This window comes from Conexibacter sp. S30A1, assembly GCF_023330665.1.
Classification (GTDB): Bacteria; Actinomycetota; Thermoleophilia; order Solirubrobacterales; family Solirubrobacteraceae; genus Palsa-465.
Window position 1 is genome coordinate 1,481,612 of the sequence record NZ_CP097127.1, and the last position, 22,443, is coordinate 1,504,054.

21 protein-coding genes are annotated in these 22,443 nt (G+C 68.8%); 7 read left to right on the forward strand and 14 right to left on the reverse strand.

What is annotated here, in order from left to right:
• Positions 1-264: 264 nt before the first annotated feature.
• The 5 genes from thrB to M3M54_RS07440 form a co-directional block, all read right to left on the reverse strand.
• Positions 265-1,110, reverse strand: coding sequence for a homoserine kinase (gene thrB, locus M3M54_RS07420; protein WP_249021752.1), 846 nt, complete (start codon positions 1,108-1,110; stop codon positions 265-267).
• Positions 1,111-1,115: 5 nt separating this feature from the next.
• The gene (thrC, locus tag M3M54_RS07425) at positions 1,116-2,138 is read right to left on the reverse strand and encodes a threonine synthase (RefSeq protein ID WP_249021539.1); all 1,023 of its coding nucleotides are present in this window, start codon (positions 2,136-2,138) and stop codon (positions 1,116-1,118) included.
• Between the two features lie 64 nt (positions 2,139-2,202).
• The gene (locus M3M54_RS07430) at positions 2,203-3,435 is read right to left on the reverse strand and encodes a homoserine dehydrogenase (protein WP_249021540.1); all 1,233 of its coding nucleotides are present in this window, start codon (positions 3,433-3,435) and stop codon (positions 2,203-2,205) included.
• On the reverse strand, positions 3,428-4,729 hold the full coding sequence (lysA, locus tag M3M54_RS07435; protein ID WP_249021541.1) for a diaminopimelate decarboxylase: 1,302 nt from the start codon (positions 4,727-4,729) through the stop codon (positions 3,428-3,430). Before lysA ends, M3M54_RS07430 begins: the two co-directional genes overlap by 8 nt.
• An 81-nt stretch (positions 4,730-4,810) precedes the next feature.
• Positions 4,811-6,085, reverse strand: coding sequence for an MFS transporter (locus M3M54_RS07440; RefSeq protein WP_249021542.1), 1,275 nt, complete (start codon positions 6,083-6,085; stop codon positions 4,811-4,813).
• 155 nt (positions 6,086-6,240) lie between these two features.
• Between M3M54_RS07440 and M3M54_RS07445 the strand changes: the two genes are divergently transcribed.
• On the forward strand, positions 6,241-6,822 hold the full coding sequence (locus M3M54_RS07445; RefSeq protein ID WP_249021543.1) for a 4'-phosphopantetheinyl transferase superfamily protein: 582 nt from the start codon (positions 6,241-6,243) through the stop codon (positions 6,820-6,822).
• Positions 6,823-6,843: 21 nt separating this feature from the next.
• Here M3M54_RS07445 and M3M54_RS07450 read toward each other — a convergent pair whose 3' ends face one another.
• A complete protein-coding gene (locus M3M54_RS07450; RefSeq protein WP_249021544.1) occupies positions 6,844-7,800 on the reverse strand; it encodes a PspA/IM30 family protein in 957 nt (318 codons plus the stop codon).
• A gap of 199 nt (positions 7,801-7,999) precedes the next feature.
• Between M3M54_RS07450 and M3M54_RS07455 the strand changes: the two genes are divergently transcribed.
• Together M3M54_RS07455 and M3M54_RS07460 are read left to right on the forward strand one after the other, a co-directional pair.
• Positions 8,000-8,551: an acyl-CoA thioesterase gene (locus M3M54_RS07455; protein WP_249021545.1), complete on the forward strand. Its 552-nt coding sequence runs from the start codon at positions 8,000-8,002 to the stop codon at positions 8,549-8,551.
• A 61-nt stretch (positions 8,552-8,612) separates the two neighbouring features.
• Positions 8,613-8,918: a hypothetical protein gene (locus M3M54_RS07460; protein WP_249021546.1), complete on the forward strand. Its 306-nt coding sequence runs from the start codon at positions 8,613-8,615 to the stop codon at positions 8,916-8,918.
• Positions 8,919-9,769: 851 nt separating this feature from the next.
• Here M3M54_RS07460 and M3M54_RS07465 read toward each other — a convergent pair.
• Positions 9,770-11,098, reverse strand: coding sequence for a hemolysin family protein (locus M3M54_RS07465; RefSeq protein ID WP_249021547.1), 1,329 nt, complete (start codon positions 11,096-11,098; stop codon positions 9,770-9,772).
• A 69-nt stretch (positions 11,099-11,167) separates the two neighbouring features.
• Positions 11,168-11,488 (reverse strand): 4a-hydroxytetrahydrobiopterin dehydratase, encoded by a 321-nt coding sequence (locus M3M54_RS07470; protein ID WP_249021548.1) that lies wholly within the window; start codon positions 11,486-11,488, stop codon positions 11,168-11,170.
• 14 nt (positions 11,489-11,502) lie between these two features.
• On the opposite strand from M3M54_RS07470, the gene M3M54_RS07475 reads away from it, so the two are divergent.
• Positions 11,503-12,402, forward strand: coding sequence for a cobalamin-binding protein (locus tag M3M54_RS07475; RefSeq protein ID WP_249021549.1), 900 nt, complete (start codon positions 11,503-11,505; stop codon positions 12,400-12,402).
• Positions 12,403-12,416: 14 nt separating this feature from the next.
• On the opposite strand, the gene M3M54_RS07480 is transcribed toward M3M54_RS07475, so the two are convergent.
• From M3M54_RS07480 to M3M54_RS07500, 5 genes are all read right to left on the reverse strand, one after another.
• Complete coding sequence (locus tag M3M54_RS07480; protein ID WP_249021550.1) at positions 12,417-13,220, reverse strand: rhomboid family intramembrane serine protease; 804 nt, start codon at positions 13,218-13,220, stop codon at positions 12,417-12,419.
• A gap of 84 nt (positions 13,221-13,304) precedes the next feature.
• A complete protein-coding gene (locus M3M54_RS07485) occupies positions 13,305-13,649 on the reverse strand; it encodes a hypothetical protein (protein WP_249021551.1) in 345 nt (114 codons plus the stop codon).
• Positions 13,646-14,200 (reverse strand): RNA polymerase sigma factor, encoded by a 555-nt coding sequence (locus M3M54_RS07490; RefSeq protein ID WP_249021552.1) that lies wholly within the window; start codon positions 14,198-14,200, stop codon positions 13,646-13,648. Before M3M54_RS07490 ends, M3M54_RS07485 begins: the two co-directional genes overlap by 4 nt.
• A gap of 142 nt (positions 14,201-14,342) precedes the next feature.
• Complete coding sequence (locus M3M54_RS07495; protein WP_249021553.1) at positions 14,343-15,767, reverse strand: FAD-binding oxidoreductase; 1,425 nt, start codon at positions 15,765-15,767, stop codon at positions 14,343-14,345.
• Between the two features lie 111 nt (positions 15,768-15,878).
• A complete protein-coding gene (locus M3M54_RS07500; protein ID WP_249021554.1) occupies positions 15,879-16,487 on the reverse strand; it encodes a TetR/AcrR family transcriptional regulator in 609 nt (202 codons plus the stop codon).
• Positions 16,488-16,571: 84 nt separating this feature from the next.
• On the opposite strand from M3M54_RS07500, the gene M3M54_RS07505 reads away from it, so the two are divergent.
• Entirely contained in the window at positions 16,572-18,158 is a 1,587-nt protein-coding gene (locus tag M3M54_RS07505) for an MFS transporter (protein WP_249021555.1), read from the forward strand.
• 91 nt (positions 18,159-18,249) lie between these two features.
• Positions 18,250-18,414: a hypothetical protein gene (locus tag M3M54_RS07510; protein WP_249021556.1), complete on the forward strand. Its 165-nt coding sequence runs from the start codon at positions 18,250-18,252 to the stop codon at positions 18,412-18,414.
• A 448-nt stretch (positions 18,415-18,862) separates the two neighbouring features.
• Here the strand turns inward: M3M54_RS07510 and M3M54_RS07515 are convergent, their stop codons facing one another.
• Entirely contained in the window at positions 18,863-19,300 is a 438-nt protein-coding gene (locus M3M54_RS07515) for an Hsp20/alpha crystallin family protein (RefSeq protein ID WP_249021557.1), read from the reverse strand.
• Between the two features lie 214 nt (positions 19,301-19,514).
• Between M3M54_RS07515 and M3M54_RS07520 the strand changes: the two genes are divergently transcribed.
• Positions 19,515-22,415: a cation-transporting P-type ATPase gene (locus tag M3M54_RS07520; protein ID WP_249021558.1), complete on the forward strand. Its 2,901-nt coding sequence runs from the start codon at positions 19,515-19,517 to the stop codon at positions 22,413-22,415.
• Positions 22,416-22,443 lie beyond the last annotated feature (28 nt).

Below are 22,443 nucleotides of genomic sequence, written 5' to 3' on the forward strand. Positions count from 1 at the left end.
ATCCGGGCCGCGAACGCGATGGTTCGCGGCCTGGATGCGGCTGTCAAGGCCGTCGAGCCTCGAGCCTGACAACCGGCCCACCGTGACAAACTGGCCGCCGGGTCGTAGTCGACAAACCTGCCCGGACGCGCGCGGCTTGTCGACTACGCCCGGTTGGGCGATGCGCTCGAGGTCTGGCGGTGCGCTTGACCCTAACAGGCGCCTCCAGGATCCCCGGGCCCGGGGCCTCGGCGTGGTCGCCACGCCGCCACCCGCCCCGCCCGCTCAGGGCAGCTCGGTCGCGCTCGCACCGGCGGGCTCGAACTGCACCGCCCGGATCGTGGCCCAGCCTTCGCTGATGCTCTCGAGCCACTCGAGCAGCGGCTCACGGGGGCGGTCACGATCACACCATATGAGCACCGTCGGCCCCGCCCCGGAGATCGTCGCCCCGAGCGCCCCGAACTCGCTCGCGCGCTGCGCCACGGCTGCCGAACGCGGATAGAGGTGAGCGCGATGGGGCTGGTGCAGGCGGTCGCCGAGTCCGTCGGCGATGAGCTGCAGGTCACCGGCCACGAGCCCTGCGGTGAGCTTGGCGATCTGCGCAAGGTTGTAGACCGCATCGGCCAGCGGCACCGCTGCCGGCAGAGCCTCGCGCGCAGCCGCGGTGCGCACCGGCCGTTGCGGTATCACGAGCACCGCCTCGAGCGCTGGCGGCAACTCAAGCCTCACGGCGCGGGGACCATCGCAGATCACCAGCCCACCGAGCAGCGATGCGGCGACGTTGTCGGGGTGGCCCTCCATCTCGGTCGCCAGCTCGAGGATGTCGGCGCCGCCGCCGGAGAGCCGGTCGGCGGCCAGCAGCCCGGCAACGACACCGGCCGCACTGGAGCCCAGGCCGCCGCTCAACGGGATCGTGGAGCGCACGTGGAACTCGAAGCGGTCGGCCGGCAGCAGTCGCTCGAAGGCGCGCACGATCAGGTTCTCACGGTCACGGCGCAGGTGCATGTCGGTCAGCAACGCGAACTGGCCGGTCTCGTGCACCTCGACGGTCAGGTGCAACGCAAGCGCAGCCGCCAGCACGTCGAACCCCGGGCCGAGGTTGGCCGAGGAGCCCGGCACGCGCACGCGCACCGAGCTCAACTCAGGCCCTGCCCCACGATCACGCGCTCGATCATGTCGAGTTCGGGCGCGCACGGGATGACACCGCCCACACTCGCAAGCGCGGTGTCAGGGTCCTTCAGACCGTGGCCGGTCAGCACGCACACGACACGCTGCGCGCCGCCTGCGCCGTGCGCGAGCAGACCCGCCACCGACGCCGCCGACGCCGGTTCGCAGAACACCCCTTCATCGCGGGCCAGGAAGCGGTAGGCATCGAGGATCTGCTCGTCGCTGACGGCATCGACGCCGCCTCGCGAGGAGGTCATGGCATCCATCGCCTGCTCCCAGCGGGCGGGGTTACCGATCCGGATCGCGCTCGCTACGGTCTCAGGCGCCGCCACCGGCGAGCCGTGCACGAGCGGCGCCGCACCCGCCGCCTGGAAGCCGAACATCCGGGGGCTCAGCCCGACTTCGCGAAAGCCACGCCAGTAGGCGGTGATGTTGCCGGCGTTGCCCACGGGGATGCAGAGCGCGTCGAGATCGCCGAGCGCCTCGGCGATCTCGTAGGCGGCGGTCTTCTGGCCCTCGATGCGGAAGTCGTTGACGGAGTTCACCAGCGCGATCGGGTGTCGCGCCGCGACCTTGCGCACGAGCTCCAGGGCGCGGTCAAAGTTGCCCTGAAGCGCCACCACCTGGGCGCCGTGCATCAGTGCCTGCGCGAGCTTGCCCATCGCGATCTTGCCCTCAGGCACGATCACCACGCCACGGATGCCGGCCCGCGCCGCGTAGGCGGCGAGCGCGGCCGCGGTGTTGCCGGTGGAGGCGCAGATCACCGCGCGTGCGCCGTCGCGCACCGCGGCCGACACCGCACAGGTCATGCCGCGGTCCTTGAAGCTGCCGGTGGGGTTGGCGCCCTCGAGCTTCAGCCACACCTCCGCGCCGACACGCTCAGACAGTCGTGGCGCCTGCACCAACGGCGTCGAGCCCTCGTCGAGGGTGATGATCGGATCGCCCGGCTCAAACGGCAGGCGGTCCATGTAGCGCTCGATCAGACCGGGCATCGGTTCGAGGATGGCAGACAAGGCGCGTGGCCAGCGGGCCACGCGCCCGTGTGGACCTGAATCCTCAGAACGCCTCCTCGATCACGCGGATGAAGCGCGGCGGGGCGCGCAGCGCGTCCAGGCCGGTGATCTCATCGGTGGCGGCCAGGAAGCGCGACTCGAGCACGCTGTGGGTGACCATCACGAGCCTCGCCTGCTCGCTCAGCCCACGCTGGAAGACCGACTTCACGGACACGCCGTGGGTGGCCAGCACCTGCGCGACGGTCGCAAGCACGCCCGGTTCGTCAGCGACCTCCAGGTGCAGGTAGAAGGCCGAGCTGATGTCCTGCACGATCGGGAGCGTGACCATCGCCTCAGGCGGGCTGGCGGGCGGGATCATCGCGCTGACCACGTCGCCCAGGACAGCCGTGGCGGTCTGCGGGCCACCGGCGCCGGGCCCTGACATGGTGATCTCGGTGATCTCCGGCGACTCGACGGTGACCGCGTTGAACGGGCCGCCGACCGAGGCCAGCGGGTGGCCGGGGTAGAGAAAGGCAGGATGGACGCGCACCGAGAGCGCCTCGCCGATCCGCTCGGCGGTCCCGACCAGCTTGAGGCCAAGGCCGAGCTCGCGCGCATACTGCATGTCGTCGGGTGTGATCTGGCGGATGCCCTCGTAGCGGACCTGGTCGAGATGCACCGGCGCGCCGAAGGCCAGGCGAGCGAGGATCGCCATCTTGGCGGCAGCGTCGCGGCCATCGACGTCGTCGGAGGGGTCGGCCTCCGCGTAGCCAAGCTGCTGGGCCTCGGCCAGCGCCTGGGCAAAAGTGATCCCACGAGCCGCCATCTCGCTGAGGATGAAGTTGGTGGTGCCGTTGACGATGCCGTGCACACGGTCGATGCGGGCACCCGCGAGCGACTCCTGCAGCACGCGAATGACCGGCACCACACCCGCGACCGCGCCCTCGAAGCGCAGCTGCACCCCGGCCGCCCCGGCGGCCTCGAAGAGCTCATCGCCGTGCTGGGAGAGCAGCTGCTTGTTGGCGGTGACCACGTGGCGCCCGGCGCGCATTGCCTCAAGCACGTAGGTCTTGGCCGGCTCGATGCCGCCGATCAGCTCAACGATCAGCTCAGCCTGGGCGAGGATCTCGGCAAAGTCACCGCTTGAGCGGGAGAGCACGCCGCTGACCTCAGGGCGCAGCCCCGTGATGCGCTGGATGCGGTCTGAGTGCTCGGTGACCAGCGCCGTGAACGCGCTGCCGACCGTGCCGCGGCCCAGGACCCCGATCCGGAAGCTCGGCGGCTGCATCTCAGACATCGCGGCTCATCAGGTCGGCGTAGGTCTCGCGGCGCACCACCAGTCGCGCGTCGCCGCGCGCACAGAAGATCACCGGCGGGCGCGGCACGCCGTTGTAGTTGTTGGCCATCGCATGGCCGTAGGCGCCGGTCGCCGGGGTCACGACCAGGTCACCTGGCCGTGGGTCGGGCAATCGCACGTCGCGGACGATCACGTCGCCCGACTCGCAGTGCTTGCCGGCCACGTGGCAGAGCTCGCCAGCGCCCGTGCGCTGCATCCGGTTGGCGAGCGCCGCCTCGTAGCGGGCGCCGTAGAGCATGGGGCGCAGGTTGTCCGACATGCCGCCGTCAACGGCCACCCAGGTCGAGATGTTGCGCTTCACAGTCTGCACCGTATAGAGCGTCACGGTCGAGTTGGCCACCAGCGAACGGCCCGGCTCGACCAGCAGCCGGGGAGTTCCCGGCAGCGTCGCCCGGGCGGCGTCGATCAGCGCACCCAGATAGGCGCTGACCGAGGGCGGCTGCTGGCTGTCGAGGTAGGCCACGCCGAGCCCGCCGCCGAGGTTGTAGACCTCAAACGCGCCGAGTGTCGCGAGCGCCGCGACGGCTCTGGTGAACGGCTCGAGCTCGAGCAGTTGGGAGCCGATGTGGCAGTGCAAACCCACCAGCCGCAGGTGGCCGCACGCGGCCACCAGGTCGATCGCCGCGCGCGCCTGCGCCATGCTGAAACCGAACTTCGAGTCAGCCTGGCCGGTTGAGATCGCGGCGTGCGTATCGCCGGCGATACCGGGTGTGACCCGCAGCAGCACCTCCTGGGTGCTGGCGCGCGCCGCGGCGACTCGCTCGAGCCGCCGGATGTCATCGGTCGAGTCGAGCACCACATGGCCGACACCGGCGGCGAGCGCTTCGCGCAGCTCGTCCTCTGACTTGGCGTTGCCGTGCAGATAGATCCGCGCGGGGTCAAAGCCGCCAGCCAGCGCCAGCGCCAGCTCGCCGCCGGAGGCGACGTCGCAGGCAAGCCCCTCCTGGGCCAGCAGCCGGTAGACGGCGGTGCAGGGAAACGCCTTGGAGGCAAACAGCACGTCGCTGTCGTGGTGCCGGGCGGCCAGGCCCTCACGGTAGGCGCGGGCACGGGCGCGCAGGTCCTCCTCGGCCACGATGAATGCGGGCGTGCCGAACTGGGCCGCGAGCTCCACGCTGTCGCAGCCACCGATCTCCAGATGGCCACGTTCGTTGATGCGGCTGCCCAGCGGGTAGACGTGAGAGAGCTGATATCGGTCTGCTTCACCGTGCACGCGAGCCGCCGATGTTGCCATGCGGCGCCCGTCGCGTGAGCGCACCGGCCGGCGCGGCGGCCGAAACCCCGGCGATCACGGGCACTTGCCCCAAGCCCGGAATCAGGCTGCCGGCTCTGCGGCGGGCAGACGCGGGTGAGGCTGGAACTGCGCGGTGGCGGGAAGCCCAACGAGCAGGCAGGCGGCGGCAGCCACCAGCAGCGCCGTGTGCAACGCGGAGGCCGACGGACCACTCGACGATAACGCCAGCCCCGCGAGACCGGCACCAAGCGCCGCGCCGGCCAAGCGCGCTGTGGAGAGCACCGCCGAGACGCGTCCGTGCGAGTGGTCTGGAATCGAGTTGAGCGCCGCGCGCGAGACGGGCACGAAAAGCATCCCGAGCCCCAGGCCGATCGGCACCAGCGCAATACCGGCGCCGATACCGGTGAGCGAAACCCCCGGAATCCCGATCACCCCCATGCCAACGCCCGCGCTGATGAAGCCGAGCGCGGTCGCAAATCGCTCGCCCCTGCTGTCGACCAGCCTGCCCGCAAGCGGCGCGGCCGCACCGACGAACAGGGCCACCACCACCAGCACGGAGCTCGCTCCGAGCGCGGAGTAGTGGGCTGTCTTCTGCAGATACTGCTCGGCGAGATAGAAGGCGCCGATCATCACAGCGAAGGTCAGGCCGGCGACCAAAGCGGCGGCAACGACGGTGCGGTTGAGCACGCGGCCGCGTCCCTCCGCCCCGACCTCGTGCACGACGCGAGGGACGTGCACGGCCACCGCCCAGGCGACCAACAGCGCCATGGGCACCAGCGCCCACCAGTCAGAGCGCCAGCCGAAGACCACGGTCAGAATGCCGCCGAGCAGTGGCCCCACCAGGTTCGCCAGGCCGGCGCTGGCTCCCCAGATACCGAGCGCGCCGCCGCGTCGCTCGGGCGGGAAACCGCTGACGGCACCCGCAAGCGCCGCCGGGCTGACCAGCCCGGCGCCGATGCCCTGCACCACGCGAGTCAGTGAAAGCAGCGTGAGGCTCGAGACGACCGCTCCGAGCGCGGCGCCGAGAGCAAAGATCATCAGGCCGAGCAGAGCCACACGGCGGGCACCGAAGCGGTCGACCAGACGCCCACCCGGGAACAGCAGCAGCGCATAGGCTGCGAAGTAGACGCTCAGCACAATCGCGGTGGACGAGTTCGAGACGTGCAGGCCGCGGGCCACAGAGGGCAGCGCGACCGTGATCACGGTGCCGTCCAGCTGCAGCAGCGCCGCCGCAGCCGTGCAGGCCGCGAGCCTGGTCCATGCCTCGCGTGGGACCGGCGGCTTGGTGTCGTTCTGGTGCTCGCCACCCCGCCGTCGGCCACGGCGGGCACGCGCGTCTCCTCTGGTGGCCGTCACAGGCCTCAGTATTGCGTGCCACGAGCACTGTCGGCTTCAATCAACATCCTGACTCCCCGAGGGCCGCCTGATGCGGCGCCCAACCGAACCCGCATCGGGCTCGCGCCCATCCCCCGTCAACGCTCATGCTCCCGCCGCCGCTCGCTGATCTCGAAGTGCATATCTGGTTGGTCTCGCTCGGCGACGACGACCGGGCGCGGCGCCGCGAACTGGCGCACCTGGCGTGCGCTCGGCTGCTGGCAGGCTACCTCGATGTGAAACCGGCGGCGCTCGAGTTCGTGCGCGCCCCGGGCGGCAAGCCGCGCTTGCGGGGCGAGCCCCTGCGCTTCAACCTTTCGCACTCGGAGCGCCTTGCGCTGGTGGGCGTCTCGCACAGCCGCGAGCTCGGTGTCGACGTGCAGGCGCCGCATCCGGCGACCGGCAAACCGTGGTTCGCCCGGCGCATCTGCAGCGAGCGTGAGTACGCCGCCCACCTCGCCGACCCGAGCCCGGAAGCGCTGCTGCGACTGTGGGTGCGCAAGGAGGCGGTGCTCAAGGCCGGTGGCGAGGGCTCAGCCCTGAGCATGGGCGGGATCGACGTACTGGACGACGCCGTCGCCGGCGGCTGGCTCTGCAGCGACCTGAAGCTGCCCGGCGCGCTGAGCGGCTACCGGGCGGCGTTGGCGGTGAGCACGGTGCTCCCCGACGGCGTGGCGCCCACCGTCGAGGTGTCGACCTTCGCGTTCAGCTGGAGCTGAGCGCCGAGCGTGAGCCCGGTCCTACGGCTCGGGCTCGGGCGCCGGTGCCGAGGCGTGCTCCTCGCCACCGCCCGCGTCGTCCCCGGATGCGGCCTGCTCATCGTCGGACGGCGGGGCGGCAGGGTCCGCAGCCTGTTCGGTCGGCGGCTGCGTTGCCGCGGGGGTCGGTTGGGCCGCTGCGGGAGCCGACTGGGCCGCTTCAGGGGCTGGCTCGGAGCCGGCGGCGAGTTCTCCCACCGGTTGCTGGCCACCCTCGAGCTGCGCGCCGCCGGCGAGCTGCGACTTCAGCTGGGCGAGCTCGTTGTCAACCGCGCTGGTGGATGAGAGCTCGCGCAGCTGCCGGTCGATGTCGTCCTCGCCCGGCCCGCCGATCGCGGTCAGATCCTCGAAGGTGCCGGCGGCCTCCAGCTCTTGAACGGCACCGGCGCGGGCCTTCATCTGCTCGGTCTTGTCCATCGCCCGCTGCATCGCCAGACCCACGTCGGCCATCTGGTTGCCTACCCCCGTCGCCGCCTCGGAGATCCGCACCTGCGCCTCAGCGGCTGAGTACTGGGCCTTGATGACCTCCTTCTTGGTGCGGAACTGCTCGATCTTGGCGCGCAGATTCTTCTCTGACTCGGTGAGCTGCTCCTGCTGCTGCTCGAGCTCCTGCACCTGGCCGTCAAGCGACTGCAGCTCGGTCTGGATGACGTTCTTGCGCTCGAGCGCGGTCCGCGCCAGATCCTCACGGCCGGCGGCCAATGCCTGGCGCGCCTGCGTGTCCAGCTTCACGATCTGCTGTTGCAGACCGGTCTCCTGCGCCTGCAGGCGCTTCTTGGCGGTGACGACGTCGGCGATGCCTCGCTTGACGTTCTGCAACTGCTCGATCTGCTTCTGGTAGCTGTACTCCAGCGTCTCGGCGGGATCCTCAGCCTTGTCCAGCACCTTCGAGATCTTCGCTTTGACGACTGTCGACATGCGCCCGGTCAAGCCCGGCATCGCATCCTCCTTGGCGGGGTTCTGAAACCTGGATACAAGCGTACCGCCGCCTGCCAGCGTCTGCGCACGGTCAAGCCCGCCGATCCATTGTCTGATCGTTAAGGAGTTTCTGTCAGGCAGCGCCCGACCGAGCGGGTCGGCGAGCTTTCTGAGCCGGAGGCCAGGGTTGCCAGTGAGCCAGAGGCTAAGGTTGCCAGCGATGCAGCCGCGCACACCCTCAGAGTCGACAAGCGTCCTGGCGCACTGGATGGGCATCGCCGACGCCAACTCCAGTGGCGACATCCACGGTGGCACGATCATGAAGCTGGTTGACGAGGCCGCCGGGATCGCGTCGGTCAGACACTCGCGCCGCCGGACGGTTACGGCAAGCATTGACCGCATGTCATTTCTGGTTCCGATCAAGATCGGGCAGCTTGTGACCTTCACGGCGACGGTCAATGCCGCCTGGCGCACGTCCATGGAGGTCGGCGTGCGCGTTGAGGCCGAAGATCCACGGACCGGCGAGGTACGCCATGCGAGCAGCGCCTACCTCACGTTCGTGGCGCTCGACGACGACGGCCTGCCGACGGAGGTGCCACCGCTGGTCGCGACGACACCCACCGACGCGCGGCGCGCCCACGACGCTGAGCTGCGCCGCCACCACCGTCTGGCCGAACGCGAGGCAATCGAGCACGGCCGCAGCACCTTTTCCCAACAGCCACGCGACGGCGGAGCTGACGCCGCGACACCGGGCCACGGCCCGCTCCACTGAGCCCCAAGCAGGACGCTGGCCAGGCGTCCGCGGCCACATCCCGTTAGTCTCTGTGCTTGACATGAGTCAGGCTGAGGATCCAGAACGGCTGCGGCCCGAACACGAGGTCACGCTTGAGGACGTGCAGGCCCTGATGGGGGCCTCAACACCCCACTTTGCGATGCAGCTGCGAACGCGGATCCGTGCGCTGATCGCGCCACTCCCGCAGGACCATCCCGCCCGGCTGATGGGTGAGCGCGAGCTCGCCAGACTCGACGCGATCGCCCGTGAGGGCGAGGTCCGAGGCCATCCCGCAGAAGCGGGGCTGCACCCGCTCGCAAGCGTCTCCGCGGACGCAGCCGCACTCGCCGGCGACGCTCACCACTAGGCATCCGCTCTGGCGCCTGGGCCAGACCATGGCGCCCACACAGCTGCGGCCTGGACGGCCGCCCGCCGGGGTGAGCGCGGGCCGCCGTCCGTTCGGCCGTGGTGCACCCGCCACCCAGCGCCAAGGACGACCAGCGTGTAGGGGGCGCGCGACCTCATGTCTGCACCCCCTACGGTTCTGCTGGCCACCCCTAAGCCCGGGGGTGGATACCTGCATCCGGATGTCAGACACCACTCGTTTCGGCCTGGGCGAGGGGTCCGTTGACGACCAGAGCAAGCCACTGGACGGAGATATGAAGCGGAAGCGCTAACGCAGAGCGAGCTTTCTACACAAACACCTAACATGAATTTAATCTATCTTCAGGTCGCGCGAGCATATTCCATAGCGCGACGTACCTCATAGCAGCACCTCCTCCCCAGAAGCGCGAAGCCGGCCCGCACCCGCGGGTCGGCTTCGCTACTGCTTGACCCCCGGATTGTTGGTGGGTCCCCTCGCCCAACACCGGGAGCCCCGTCGCGGTTTGCGCGGCCGCCTGGCTGGCTGCGAATCGTTAATCGCCTCTCAGCCGGCGCTCGGAAGCCCCAGAAGCCGCTGCGCGTGGCCGTCCGCATGTCGGCCTCGCCCCGGCGGAAACGCTGAAGCCGGCCCGTGGGCCGGCTTCATCTCTCTCCTCTCAACCACCGGGCGAATCTCTTTGGCGCACTCCCTCGGGAGGCGCCCACATCCGGTGTTGCGATCCTGTGATTGTAACTAATGTGTCGTGTCGGTGGCGGCCTGCGCGCAGGCCTAACAATTCGCCAACAGCAGTCCGAGTTCCAGTTCCTGGCGGGCTGGCTCTGACGAGTCGCCGCTCACGCGTCGCCGTCCGCGGGCTCCCCACCGCTCACAGGTTCGCGACGTTCTCGGATGCGGACGGCCTCAACCCGGTTCTGGCGCACCGACTCCACCCTGATCGAGTAGCCGTTGGCTTCGATCGTGTCGCCGCGCTTGGGTAGCCTGCCGAGCTCCGTGAAGACGAAGCCGCCCACCGAGTTGTAGGCATCGGTGTCGACCGGCAGCTCGAGACCATAGTCCTCCAGATCCGTGACCGCGACATGCCCGCGCACAAACCAGTCACCCCCGGCCAGACGACGCACGGCGCCGCCCGCAGGGTCGTTCTCATCCGCGATCTCGCCAACGACCTCCTCGATGATGTCCTCGATCGTGACGATCCCCGCGGTCCGTCCGTACTCGTCGACCACGATCCCGAGCTCGGTCCGCTCGCGTTGCAGGTCGGCCAGCAGATCATCTAGCGGCTTGGTCTCCGGAAAGATCGGCGCCTCGCGTACGAACGAGCGAAAGTCGGCCTCTTCGCCGCCATCCATCAGCCGGCGCACCAGCTGGTTGACATGCACGATGCCCCGCACCTGATCCTGGTCATCCTCCTCCGTCACGACCAGCCGTGAGTGGCCGGTGGCGACCGCGCGCCGCAGTGCCGCGCCCACGGTCTCTGAAATGTCGACGGTCACGACCGCGGGAATCGGCGTCATCACCTGACGAGCCTCCTGCTCGTGCAGGTGAAAGACGCCGGTCAGCATCTCTGCCTCGCCGACATCGAGCTGCCCGCCGGTCTGGGACTCGGCGATCAGGCGCTTGAGCTCCTCGGGCGTGCCGTGCGCGGGCTCGGCATCAGGATCCACGCCGAGCAGCCGCAGCAGCCATTCCGACGAGGCATTCAGCGCGCTTATGAACGGACGAAACGCGACCATGAACGTCTGCATGGGCGGGGCTATCCGGCGGGCCAAGCCCTCCGCGTGCTGGATCGTGTAGAGCTTGGGGACGATCTCGCCGACGGTGCTCTGAAAGAAGGTGATCAGCAGATAGGCGACCAGCACGCTGAGCACCAGCGCCAGCTCATTGCCGGCGCCGGCGCCAACGGCAGACCGCAGCGCCCGTGCCAGCGCCGGCTCGCCAAGGGCCCCGATGCCGATCGATGCCATCGTGATCCCCACCTGGCAGGCCGAGATGTAGTCGCCGATCTGGTCCAGCTGACCGAGCGCCAGCCGCGCCCCGCGCGAGCCGCCCTCGGCCAGTTCCTCAAGGCGTCCTCGGCGCGAGCGCACAAGCGCATACTCGGCAACCACGAAGAACGCGTTGACCAGCACGAGCAGCACGGCGAGCAGGATCAAAAGCGGGTTCACGGCGCTCTCCGCACTTCAGCGCGGGCTGGCACCGGCCGGCGGAGCACCGGCCGGCGACATCGATCCGGGTCAGCGTTCATCCACAGGCTGAGCCGCGGTCTGCCCGAACAGAGCGTCGAAGCGTGCGGCCATGTCGAAGTCGGTCTCCGTCAGCCCCCCGGCAGCATGATTGGTGAGGCTGAGCTTCAGCTTGTTCCACCCATGCACGAGCATATCGGGATGATGGTTGTATGCCTCGGCGACCTCTGCAACGCGATTGACGAACGCGATCGTTGCGGCGAAGTCCGCAAACACCAGATCACGCACAATCATGCCCTGCTCGTGCCTCCATGCGCTGCCAAGGAGACGTTTGGCGATCTCGTCGCCGGTCAGGCGTGGTGGGGTTGTCATATCGTTGACCTCATATGCGCATCGTAAGCCTCGTGCCGTCGGCAACGGAGATGCTCTTCGCGCTGGGCCTCGACGACCAGGTGGTCGCCGTCACGCACGAGTGCGACTACCCACCCGCCGCGACCTCACTACCACGCGTCACCCGTGACCGCCTCCCTGATGGCCTCACCGCCGCACAGATCGACGCGGCCGTCAAGGAACGCACCCTCAGGGGCGAGTCGATCTACGAGCTGGATGCCGAGCTGCTGCACGAGCTGCAGCCGAACCTGATCATCACGCAGGCGCTGTGCAAGGTGTGCGCCGTCTCGGTCGACGACGTGCGCGAGCTTGCGGAGGAGATCGACAGCCAGCCGATCGTGGTTGCGCTCGACCCGCACACGCTGGGCGAGGTGCTCGGTGACGCGAGAACGATCGCGCAGGCCACCGACGCCAAGGACGCCGCGGTTGATCTGATCCGCGAAGCCGCCGCCCGCATCGACCGCATCCGCCTGCTCGTGCGCGGGGCACGGCGCCCCCGGGTTGTGGCCCTGGAGTGGCTTGACCCTCCCTACGCCGCCGGTCATTGGACGCCACAGATGATCAGCTACGCCGGCGGCGAGGATGTGCTCGGGTTCGCCGGCGAGAGCTCGCAGGAGCAGACATGGGACCTGGTGGCCGCCACCGAGCCGGACGTCGTGCTCGTTATGCCGTGTGGCTACGACGCGGAGATAGCCCACCGTGAGGCGGAGATGCACCGCGACCAGCTTGCCGCCCTCGGCGCCGGCGAAGTGATCGCGGTGGACGCCGCGTCCTACTTCTCCCGGCCGGGACCGCGTCTGATCGACGGTCTCGAGCTGCTCGCGCACGTGATCCATCCGGAACTCGTGCCGGTGAGCACCGAGTTGGCGGCCAAGGCCATCACGGTCGAGCTCTGACCGGGGCGCGAGCGTCAGATGACGCTGCCGCTGGGCAACAGGCCGCTGCCTCCGGCGACAGCCAGTGATCCGACCACGGCCAGCACGGCGATCAGCACGCAGCCGCCCAGAACCACCGCTCGACGGTCGCGCTTCTCGCCGTACTCGACGACCAGCCACCCGCCCGCCAGGCCGGCGATGAAGCCGAACAGGTGACCGCCGATCGAGATGCCCGCAACCCCCAGGTCAAACACCAGGTTCAGCAGCAGGATCGGCAACAGGCCCGACTGCCAAAGCGAAATCCTGCGCGCGCGGGCGATCATGATCAACGCCCCGAAGACGCCGAAGATCGCGCCCGAGGCACCGAGAGTCGGCACATCGGGCGAGAACCAGAGCGCACCGAAGGAGCCGGCGAGCAGCGCCGCGAAGTAGATCGAGGTGAAGTACAGCTTGCCGATCGCCGGCTCGATCGCCCGCCCGACGAACCACAGCGAGAGCATGTTGATGCCGATGTGGAAGATGCTCGCGTGCAAAAAGCCGGATGTGAGCAGCCGCCAGTACTCGTGATGGCCGTGGCTCATCAACGGACCGAAGAGGACGCCGTTGTAGTAGAGCCAGCCGCTGTCTGAGCCACCGAGCGTGACCCCGTCAGCGACCTCCCAGAGAAAGACGATCACGTTGATCGCGATCAGCAGGTCGGTCGCCGACCATGTGCGTGGGTCACTCCAGACCTTCGGCCGCGCGAAGCTCGCGCTCGTCCCACGGCCCTGCATCCGCCGGACCTTCGTGCGCTGGCTGGCACACTCCGGGCAGCGCATGCCGACCGATGTGGGTGTCATGCAGTCAGGGCAGATCGGCCGACCGCAGTTGGAGCACGACACCCCGGTCTGCCGGTCGGGGTGCCTGTAGCAGGTCGCCACCGGCTACCGGTCCGGCAGGATCCGCCGGGCTTCCTCGGCGATGTCGTTCAGAGTTTGCTCCGCGTACTGAAGCAGTGTCTTGCCCTGCGCCTCAGGCCGCGCTCGCTGCCGAGCCCTGACGCGCAGAGCCACGAGCGCCGTGCCGGCTGTGACCGTCACGCCCGCGGCAACCAGCGGCCGGATCCAGTTGCGCGGGTCGCGCATCGCCGCCAGCTCCCAGCCGTCGAGCTCCTCCTGTGCGGCCTCGGCAAGCGCCATCAGCCGCGACTCCAGCTGCTCGGTCAGGCGCAGCGGCGGCTCCACCGGCGCGAAGGCCTCTCGCAGCATCGACTCGAGGTTTGCGGTCATGGCTTGGCTGTGCTTTCGTCGTCGGTGGCCACTATCCCTTCGAGCTGCCTGATCGCGCGGTGCAAAAGCACCTTCGTGGCGCCGTCTGAGCGGCCCAGAGCACGGGCGATCTCACGGTTGTCCATGCCCAGTGCAAAGCGCATGATCAGCGCCTCACGCCGGTCGTCTGGCAGTTGCTGGACGCCGTCGATGATCGCCCTCAGCTGCTCACGGCCCTCGACCAGACCCTCCGTCGTGTGTGGAGTGGAGATCATTTCGGCATCCTCGATCGTCGCCTCCGGGCGGCGCGAGCGGTCGCGATAGAGGTTCGCAGCAAGGTTGTGAGCGATGCGGATGAGCCAGGGACGCAACGGCCGCCCGTCGGACTCGCGCAGCGCCCGCTCGAAGTGACGGTAGGCCTGCAGGAAGGTCTGCTCGGTGAGATCCTCGGCGTCGTGGTGGTTGCCGACCCGGTAGAAGCTGTACGAGTAGACGTCGCGCAGATGTTCGCGGTAGAGCTCGCTGAAGCGCGCGTCGAGCGCGGCCTTGCTCGTGGGCTGACTCTCGGCCACCGCAGTGAGGCTAGCTTGCGGCGCGGGTTGACGCCCGCGGGCAGCGGCACGCGAGCGGAGGCGGGGGCAGCAAGAGCGGACGGCATGCACCCATTTCTACACAGCCAAGCGAACGCCGTTACAGATCAGCGACCGAACAGCGTCAGCTGTCGAAGCCCAGGCCGAGACGGTCGAGCGTGCGCAGCCACAGCCCACGCCGTCCGCTGCGATCGGCCGCGGCGAGACGGTTGCTGGTCAGGCCAATCACCGCTCGGCGCAGCGGTTCAGGCGGAAACGGCACCGGGCGGCGGCGCACAAAGCCAAGCGCCGTCACCTCCGTGCTGCGACGGTCCAGCAGGTCCAGGCCGGTGCGCGCACCGAACCGGCTGGCGCCCACGCCCAGACCCGTGTAGCCGAGCGCGTAGACGACCCGGCCTCCGAGGGCCCGGCCGAAGAACACCGAGAAGCGGCTGCAGGTGTCGATCGCCCCGCCCCAGCGGTGACTGAAGCGCACACCCTCGAGCTGCGGGAAGTTCGTGAAGAAGTTCGCCGCAAGGCGCCGGAACGTCGTCTGGTGCTCGTCGTACTCCGGGCCCACCGGACCTCCGTAGCGGTAGACGGCGTCGAAGCCGCCCCAGAGAATGCGATTGTCTGCGGTCAGGCGGTAATAGTGAAAGCGGTTGCCGCTGTCTCCAACTCCCTGCCGCTGCGACCACCCTATCTGTCTCATGCGGTCCTGCCCAAGCGGCTCGGTGACAAGCACGTAGTCGTACACCGGCGCCACGTAGCGTCCAACCGCAGGCACCAGCGGCTCGTAGGCGCTGGTCGCCAAAAGCAGCTTGTTGGCGCGGACGGCACCCGAGTCGGTCAGCGCCTCGACACCGCTGCCAAGCTTGCGCAGGCGCCGCACCCGCGAATGCTCGTAGATCTGGACCCCGGCTTGCAGCGCTGCACGCCGCAGGCCGTCGGCCAGTTTGGCCGGGTTGACCAGCGCGGCGCCGCTGCGCAACCACAGGCCCCCGAGGTACAGCGGCGAGTGGATCTGGGCCTGGAGGGCGTCGGCGTCGAGGAGTTCGGCCCGCTGGCCGAACTCCTCAAACAGACGCTGCGCCTCTCTGAGCCCTGCCAGCTGGTGCGTGGCCACGGCCACATCGAGCTCACCGGTGGTCTCAAGCTCGGCGCTGATCCGGTAGCGCTCGAGATCGGCCAGCAGCGCGTCGTAGTTACCCGTGCCAAGGCGTTCAAGCGCTGCCAGCTCTGCCGGAAACCTGGCCATGCCGTTGGCGATCCCGTGCGTCAGCGAGTAGTTCAGAAAGCCGCCGTTGCGGACGCTCGCCCCTGAACCGCAGCGGCTCGCTTCGAGCACCACCACCTCGCGTCGCGGTTCGAGCTCCTTGGCATATAGCGCGGCCCAAAGTCCGGTGAAGCCGCCACCGACGATGCACAGGTCAGCGTCGAGCGCCCGCTCGAGCGCTGCGTGTGCTTCACGGGCGGGCAGCGTCTGTAGCCAATAGGGCTCCGGCTGCGCGTCCGCAAACGCCCGCTGCACGGCTGGGTCGGTTATGCGATCTGGCCACGGGGTTGACAACAGAACCTGATGATCACAGCTCGGCGGCGTGCGCGTGTGCGCAAATCACCTACGGCGCTTATACGGGACGGCGCACCGGCAAGGGACCCGCGACCGCCGGGTGCGCGCCGTTCAGCTGATCAAGGGGCCGGCGGGGATCCCAAGCAGCCTCACGCCGTTGGCAAACGCCTGCGGATCGATGTCGCCGAGCAGCGCCACCTGCACGAGGATGCCGGGGAGCAGCGTGCCCAGAACCAGCGCCGCGTCCTGCGGTCGGTGGCCTGACTCGACGAGTCCGCGCTGCTGGTAGATTTCGATCAGCCGCGCGAACCAGCCCCGCACCCGCGCCATGGTGCCATCAAACCACGCGCGCATGGTCGGGTTACGACCGGCCTCAGCCCAGATCTGCACGGCAAGTGCGCAGAGCTGACGCTCGGCTTCGAGCCGTCGCACCTGCTCGAGCAGCAGCTCGAGCACGCGATCCAGCGGCGGCGGATCGTCGTCGGCGAGGACCGTCTCAAAGGCCAGCTCGAGCTGGCTCACGCCGGTGCTCGCGATCGCAGTGATGAGTTCGTCCTTGCTGCTGAAGTACCGGTAGACCGCGCCGGCGGAAAGCTGGGACTCGGCAAACACGTCATGCATCGACGTCTCGTGGAAGCCGTTTCGCACAAAGCAGCGGCGGGCCGCCTCCAGAATCTGCTGGCGGCGGGACTCCAGGTGTTCTTCAGATACACGGGGCACAGGCCAAAGCTTAGTGAGGGAACGTTCGTTTTGCTAGGCTTGTGAAAAGCAAAACGCCCATTCGCTTTTCATTGTGGAGAAACCGTGACCAACACTGAGCCCGCCAGACACCGGCAGCATCCGGAAGACGCCCGGACACCCCACCACCGTCACCTCGGCTGGGCGCTCGCAATCATCTCGGCGGCGCAGCTGATGGTGATGCTCGACGTCACCATCGTCAACGTCGCGTTGCCGTCGATCCAGAGGGCGCTCTCGTTTTCCTCCACCGCCAACCTCGAGTGGGTGATCACCGCCTACGTCGTCACATTCGGTGGCCTGCTGCTGCTCGGCGGGCGCTCCGGGGACCTGTACGGCCGGCGGCGCATGTTCGTGGCAGGCATCCTGCTGTTCTCGGTCTCCTCGCTCGCCGGTGGCCTTGCGACAGATCAGACATGGCTGATCGCGGCCCGCGCCATCCAGGGTGTGGGCGCCGCAATCGCCTCCCCAACGGCGCTTTCGCTGGTGACCGCCACGTTCCCGGAGGGTCGGCCACGGCACCGGGCGATGGCCGTCTACGCGGCGATGTCGGGCGCTGGCGGCGCCCTGGGGCTGCTGATCGGCGGCGCACTCACCGAGTTCGCCTCCTGGCGCTGGGTGCTGTTCGTGAACGTGCCGATCGGCCTCGCCGTCGTGCTCGGAGCGGTCCTCGTGCTCGACCCCGCCCCGGGGCGCCGTGGGCGGCTCGACATCCGCGGCGCGCTGCTGGCGACGGCGGGAGCGGCATCCCTTGTCTACGGGCTCGCGCACGCCGCCGACTACGGCTTTGGGAGCACGACCACGCTCGTCGCGATGGCTGCCGCGGCCGTCCTGCTCGCCGGATTCGTGGCCGTGGAGGCGACCACGGCAACACCCCTGCTACCGCTGGGCATGCTGCGCAACCGCAACCGTGCCGGCGGCTATGCGGCGATGCTGCTGTTGGGCGGCGCGATGCTGGCACTGATCTTCTTCGTCACCCAGTTCCTCCAGGACGTCAAGGGCTACAGCCCGCTGCTGACCGGTGTCGCCTTCCTGCCCGTGCCGGTGATGGTCGCCACCGTCAGCCAGGTTGCTTCGCGGCTGGTCGGCCGCATCGGAACGCGGCCGCTGCTGACTGTGGGTCCGCTGGTGACAGCCGCCGGGCTGCTTTGGCTCTCAAACATCTCGGCAACCGACAGCTACCTGGCGCTGTTTGGGCCGCTGGTGCTTGCGGGCCTCGGCATGGGCCTATCGTTCGTGCCGCTCACGCTGAACGCTGTGAGCTCGGTCTCGCACGAGCGCACCGGCCTCGCATCCGCGCTGCTGACCACAAGCCAGCAGATCGGCGGCTCGCTCGGCATCGCCATCCTGGTCACGGTCGCGAGCCACGCGAGCGCCGGCAGGACCGCGGCTCCGCAGCACGCACCCGCGACCGCAGCCGCTCATGCGCTGCTCGTGCGCGAGCTTGTGAAGGGCTATGACAGCGCCTTCAGAACCGGAGCGCTGCTTGCGGCCCTGGCCTTCCTGGCCGCCCTGCTGACGGTGCGCGGGCGTGTCTCAGCGACGCCAGGCGATCAGCAAGCGCAGGGTGCCGTCCCGACCGTCGCGGGCGCGGCACGTGCTCAGAACGAGCTCGCGGCAGCCGTTCCCAGCGCCGGCCGAGCAGGCCTGGATTAGTCGCGCAAGCCTCCCGGCCCCGCCGCCGCAGGTCAAAAGGCGGCCACATGGCAAGCGGCTGCAACCGCCGCTAACCTACATCCAGAGGCAGATGGGCAGAGAGCCGGCCACCGCCATCTACGTCGCCACCATGGTGGTGGTCGTGGTACTGGTGGACGTGCTCTTCTTCAGACACCACTTCTGGCAGCGGCTGATGGTCAACATCGGCATCGTCCTGGTCTTCGGAGCCTTCGCTCTGCGCTTCCTGAAGAAGTGACGAGTCACCGTCGGAGGTCGGTGACGGCGACCGGCTGAGGCCAGCAATTGCACGGGCGGCGCGAGCGTGTTGACCGAGCACTCCGGCGAACTGGATGAAGAGACTGCGCTGCTGCAGTCGGCAGGTCGTGGGCGCGGATACAAAGGTGGCGCGACCTCAGCCACCGCGGCTGCGGGCGCTGGGTTACGTAGTTTGAACCGAAGCGCGCAGACCACTCGCGGCCTGCACCCTCGTCAAATTCACTGCGGCGAGCGCAGCGCCTCACCCGCCCATCGCGCGCTGCCGACGTATCTGCGCGCGTGCGCCACTGTCGCCGCTGGGCAGCCGCTGGTCTATCGGATATCTCGGCGGCCGTTGCTTGCGCGTACCGGCGGGGCCGGTGACGGCGCCTGGGGTCGGCGCCCAGCTGCCCGATGAGCTGGGTTCGGCCCCAGGCGCGACACGCGAATCAGGCGGCGGTCGGCGTTATCGTGACCGTCTCCTTCTTGATGTCCTTGGGGAGCGGGATCGTGACCTCGACCACTCCGTCGTGCGTCGTAGCCTTGATCTGCTTGGCATCGACGCCCGTCGGCAGCACCATTGAGCGGCGGAAGGAGCCATACCGGCGCTCGCGCCGCACGTACTCCTTCTCCTTCGCTTCCGTAGTCTCTTCGTGCTCACCGGAGACCGTGAGGATGTCGTCCTCGACCTCGATCTTGACCTCCTCCGGCTTGATGCCGGGCACGTCGGCGCGCACGATCAGATTTCCATTCTCGCGCGCGACGTCGATCGCGGGCACCCACGAACGCTCCGTGCCTCCAGTCAGGCCGTCGTAGATGCGGTCAAACCGCGTCCGCAGTTCTGACAGCTCGGCGAATGGGTCCCAGCGCGTGAGTGTTCCAGCCATCACTGAGCTCCTTTCCTCTGATTGCCGTTTATGCAACGACCCTAGACCCAGCCGACCGCTTGCGCATCGGGAATGAGCCTCAACACCGCTCCGTAGTTATCCAGCGCAGGAGTGATCACACGGCGGGTCGGTAGGCCACGCAGCAGCGGCTGTGGAGCGCTACGGATGTCTATGCGCCGGCCAGGCGTGAGCCTATCGCCATGAGGTCAACCCAATGAGCAGCCCGGCGCAGCGACCGCTCCGCCGGACCATCACCTCCCCGACGCCGCAAGCTGCGCCGGGCCCAGACGCCGAGCGCGCTCCCTCAGGGGACGACCTCGGCGGCGTCGATCCGCAGGAGCGGATCGACTCGCTGCTTGCGCATCTGGGGACGCGCTCAACCGGCCTGTCGGCGCGTGAGGCGGCGCGACGGTTGACGCAGTTTGGTCCCAATGTGATCTCACGCACCGCCAAGCAGGGCCGGATTCGAGAGCTGGTGCGTCAGCTCGTACACCCGCTGGCCCTGCTGTTGTGGGTGGCTGCTGTGCTCGCGGCGGCGAGCGGCAGCCAGACACTGGCGATCGCGATCGTTGCGGTGATCCTCCTGAACGCAGCACTCGCATACGCACAGGAACTCCAGGCCGAGCGGGCAACCGAGGCGCTGCGCGAGCTGTTGCCGGCCCGCGCGCGCGTACGCCGCGACGGCGCGGAGCTGGACGTGGCGGCGATCGAGCTGGTGCCCGGTGATGTGGTGCTGCTCAGTGAGGGCGATCGCCTCTCCGCCGATGCGCGGCTGACCGCCGGCTCGCTCGAGCTCGACATGGCGCCGCTGACCGGCGAGTCAGAGCCGGTCGTGCGCAGTGCCAGCGCAGTCCACCGCGTGGCGTCGGTGCTGGAGTCAGAGGATCTGGTGTTCGCCGGCACGCTCTGCACAGGTGGCGACGCTGAGGCAGTCATCTACGCGACCGGGATGGGCACCCAGTTGGGGCGGATCGCCGCCCTCTCACAACGCGTGAAACCGGAGATCAGCCCGTTACAGCGGCAGGTCAATCGGGTCGCATGGCTGATCGCGGCGATCGCGGTGGCGGCCGGCGCTTTGTTCTTCGTGGCGGGCACGACACTGGCGGGCCTCTCACTCGCCGCGGCAGTCACGTTCGCCATCGGCCTGCTGGTCGCAAACGTGCCAGAGGGGCTGCTTCCGACGATCACCCTGTCGCTGGCCGGCGGTGTCCGTCGTATGGCGGCCAGGCACGCGCTGGTCAAGCGGCTGACTGCGGTGGAGACACTCGGTTCGACCGACGTGATCTGCACCGACAAGACCGGCACGCTGACCGAGGGCAGGATGAGCGTCCGTTTGCTGTGGTGCGCCGGCACCGAACTCGAGCTTGCGAGCGCCGCGGGCTCGCCGGCCCCGGACCTGTTCTCGCCGCTCTTGCGCACGGCCGTTCGCTGCAACAACGGGCGTCTCGAGCGCGACGGTGAGCGCTGGGTGCGGGGTGGGGATCCGAGCGAGAGCGCGCTGCTCTTGGCAGCGGCACAGCTGGGCGTCGATGTGCAAGCCGCCGAGCGTGAGCGTGAGGGGCGCCGTAAGCGGGTCTTCCACTTCGACCCACACCTGAAGCGCATGACGACGCTCGACGACGAACCCGGCGGGCAGCTGTGGTATCACGCGAAGGGCGCGCCGCTGGAGTTACTCGAGCGCTGCACCGCGATCCGCACCCCTGATGGCGACCACTCGCTCACCGATGCAGATCGAACCGAGGTGCGCGCGGCGTTCGAAAGTTATGCCGCCAAGGGTCTGCGCGTGCTCGGCTTCGCGCAGCGCCAGGTCGCGCAGGCCGACGACGGACCGCGCGAGGCTGTCGAGTCGAACCTGACGTTCGTGGGACTGGCGGCGCTCGAGGACCCGCCCCGCCCAGAGGTCACAGACGCCGTCGCCCGCTGCAAGCGGGCTGGTATCCGGATCGTCGTCGTCACCGGCGATCACGGTCTGACCGCCACCGCGATCGCACGAGAGGTGGGGCTCGTCTCCGGCGAGAGCGAACCGACCGTGATCAGTGGCGCAGACCTCGACGCGATGGCGCAGGACGAACGCGACCAGCTGCTCTCAACCGCGCCCGAGCTGATCGTCGCCCGCTCCAACCCGGAGACCAAGCTGCACATAGTCGACGCGCTCCGCGCGCAGGGCCATACCGTCGCGATGACCGGCGACGGCGTCAACGACGCGCCCGCTCTACGCCGCGCGGACATCGGTGTGGCGATGGGCGCGTCGGGCACCGATGTCGCGCGCGAAGCGGCAACGATGGTGCTGACCGACGATAACTTCGCCTCGATCGTGGCCGCCGTCGAGGAAGGCCGGGTCGTCTACGACAACATCCGCAAGTTCATCACCTACATCTTCGTGCACGCCGTCCCCGAGGTCTTTCCCTTCCTGATCTACGCACTCGCCGGCGGCGCGATCCCGCTACCGCTGACCGCGATTCAGATCCTCGCGATCGACCTCGGCACCGACACCGTCCCCGCCCTGGCGCTCGGCCGCGAGCCCGCCGAGCCTGGCACGATGGACCGCCCACCCCGCCCGCGCGAGGCCGGGATCATCAGCCGTGCCATGCTCGCCCGCGCCTGGCTGCGCCTGGGCGTGCTTGAGGCGCTGCTCGTCACCGGCGGCTTCTTCTTGGTAATGCTCACAGCCGGCTGGTCCGTGGGCGAGCACATCGGCTCCGGCACGCCTCTACACCACGCCTATCAGCAGGCGACAACCATGACCTGGGCCGGAATCGTCGCCTGCCAGATCGGCGCGGCGTTCGCCGTGCGCACCAGCCACGCCTCGCTCCGCGAGGTCGGAGTCCTTTCAAACCGGCACCTGCTGCGCGGGATCGCGTTCGCGCTCGCGTTCGCCGCGGCGATCATCTACGCCCCGCCGATACAGGCGATCTTCAAAACCTCGCCGCTCAGCGTGCGCGACCTGCTTGTGCTCGCCTGCTTCCCAATCATCGTCTGGGGCTCAGACGAACTCTGGCGCTGGCACACACGCTCCCGCGCCGCAGCCTCTGCCCCCACCACGGACAGAGACATCTACACCACCACGGGCCACAGTCCCGAGGCCTCAATTGGAATGCCGGGGCGCATGTCGTAGACGAACTCTGCAAGTTCGTCGAGATGCA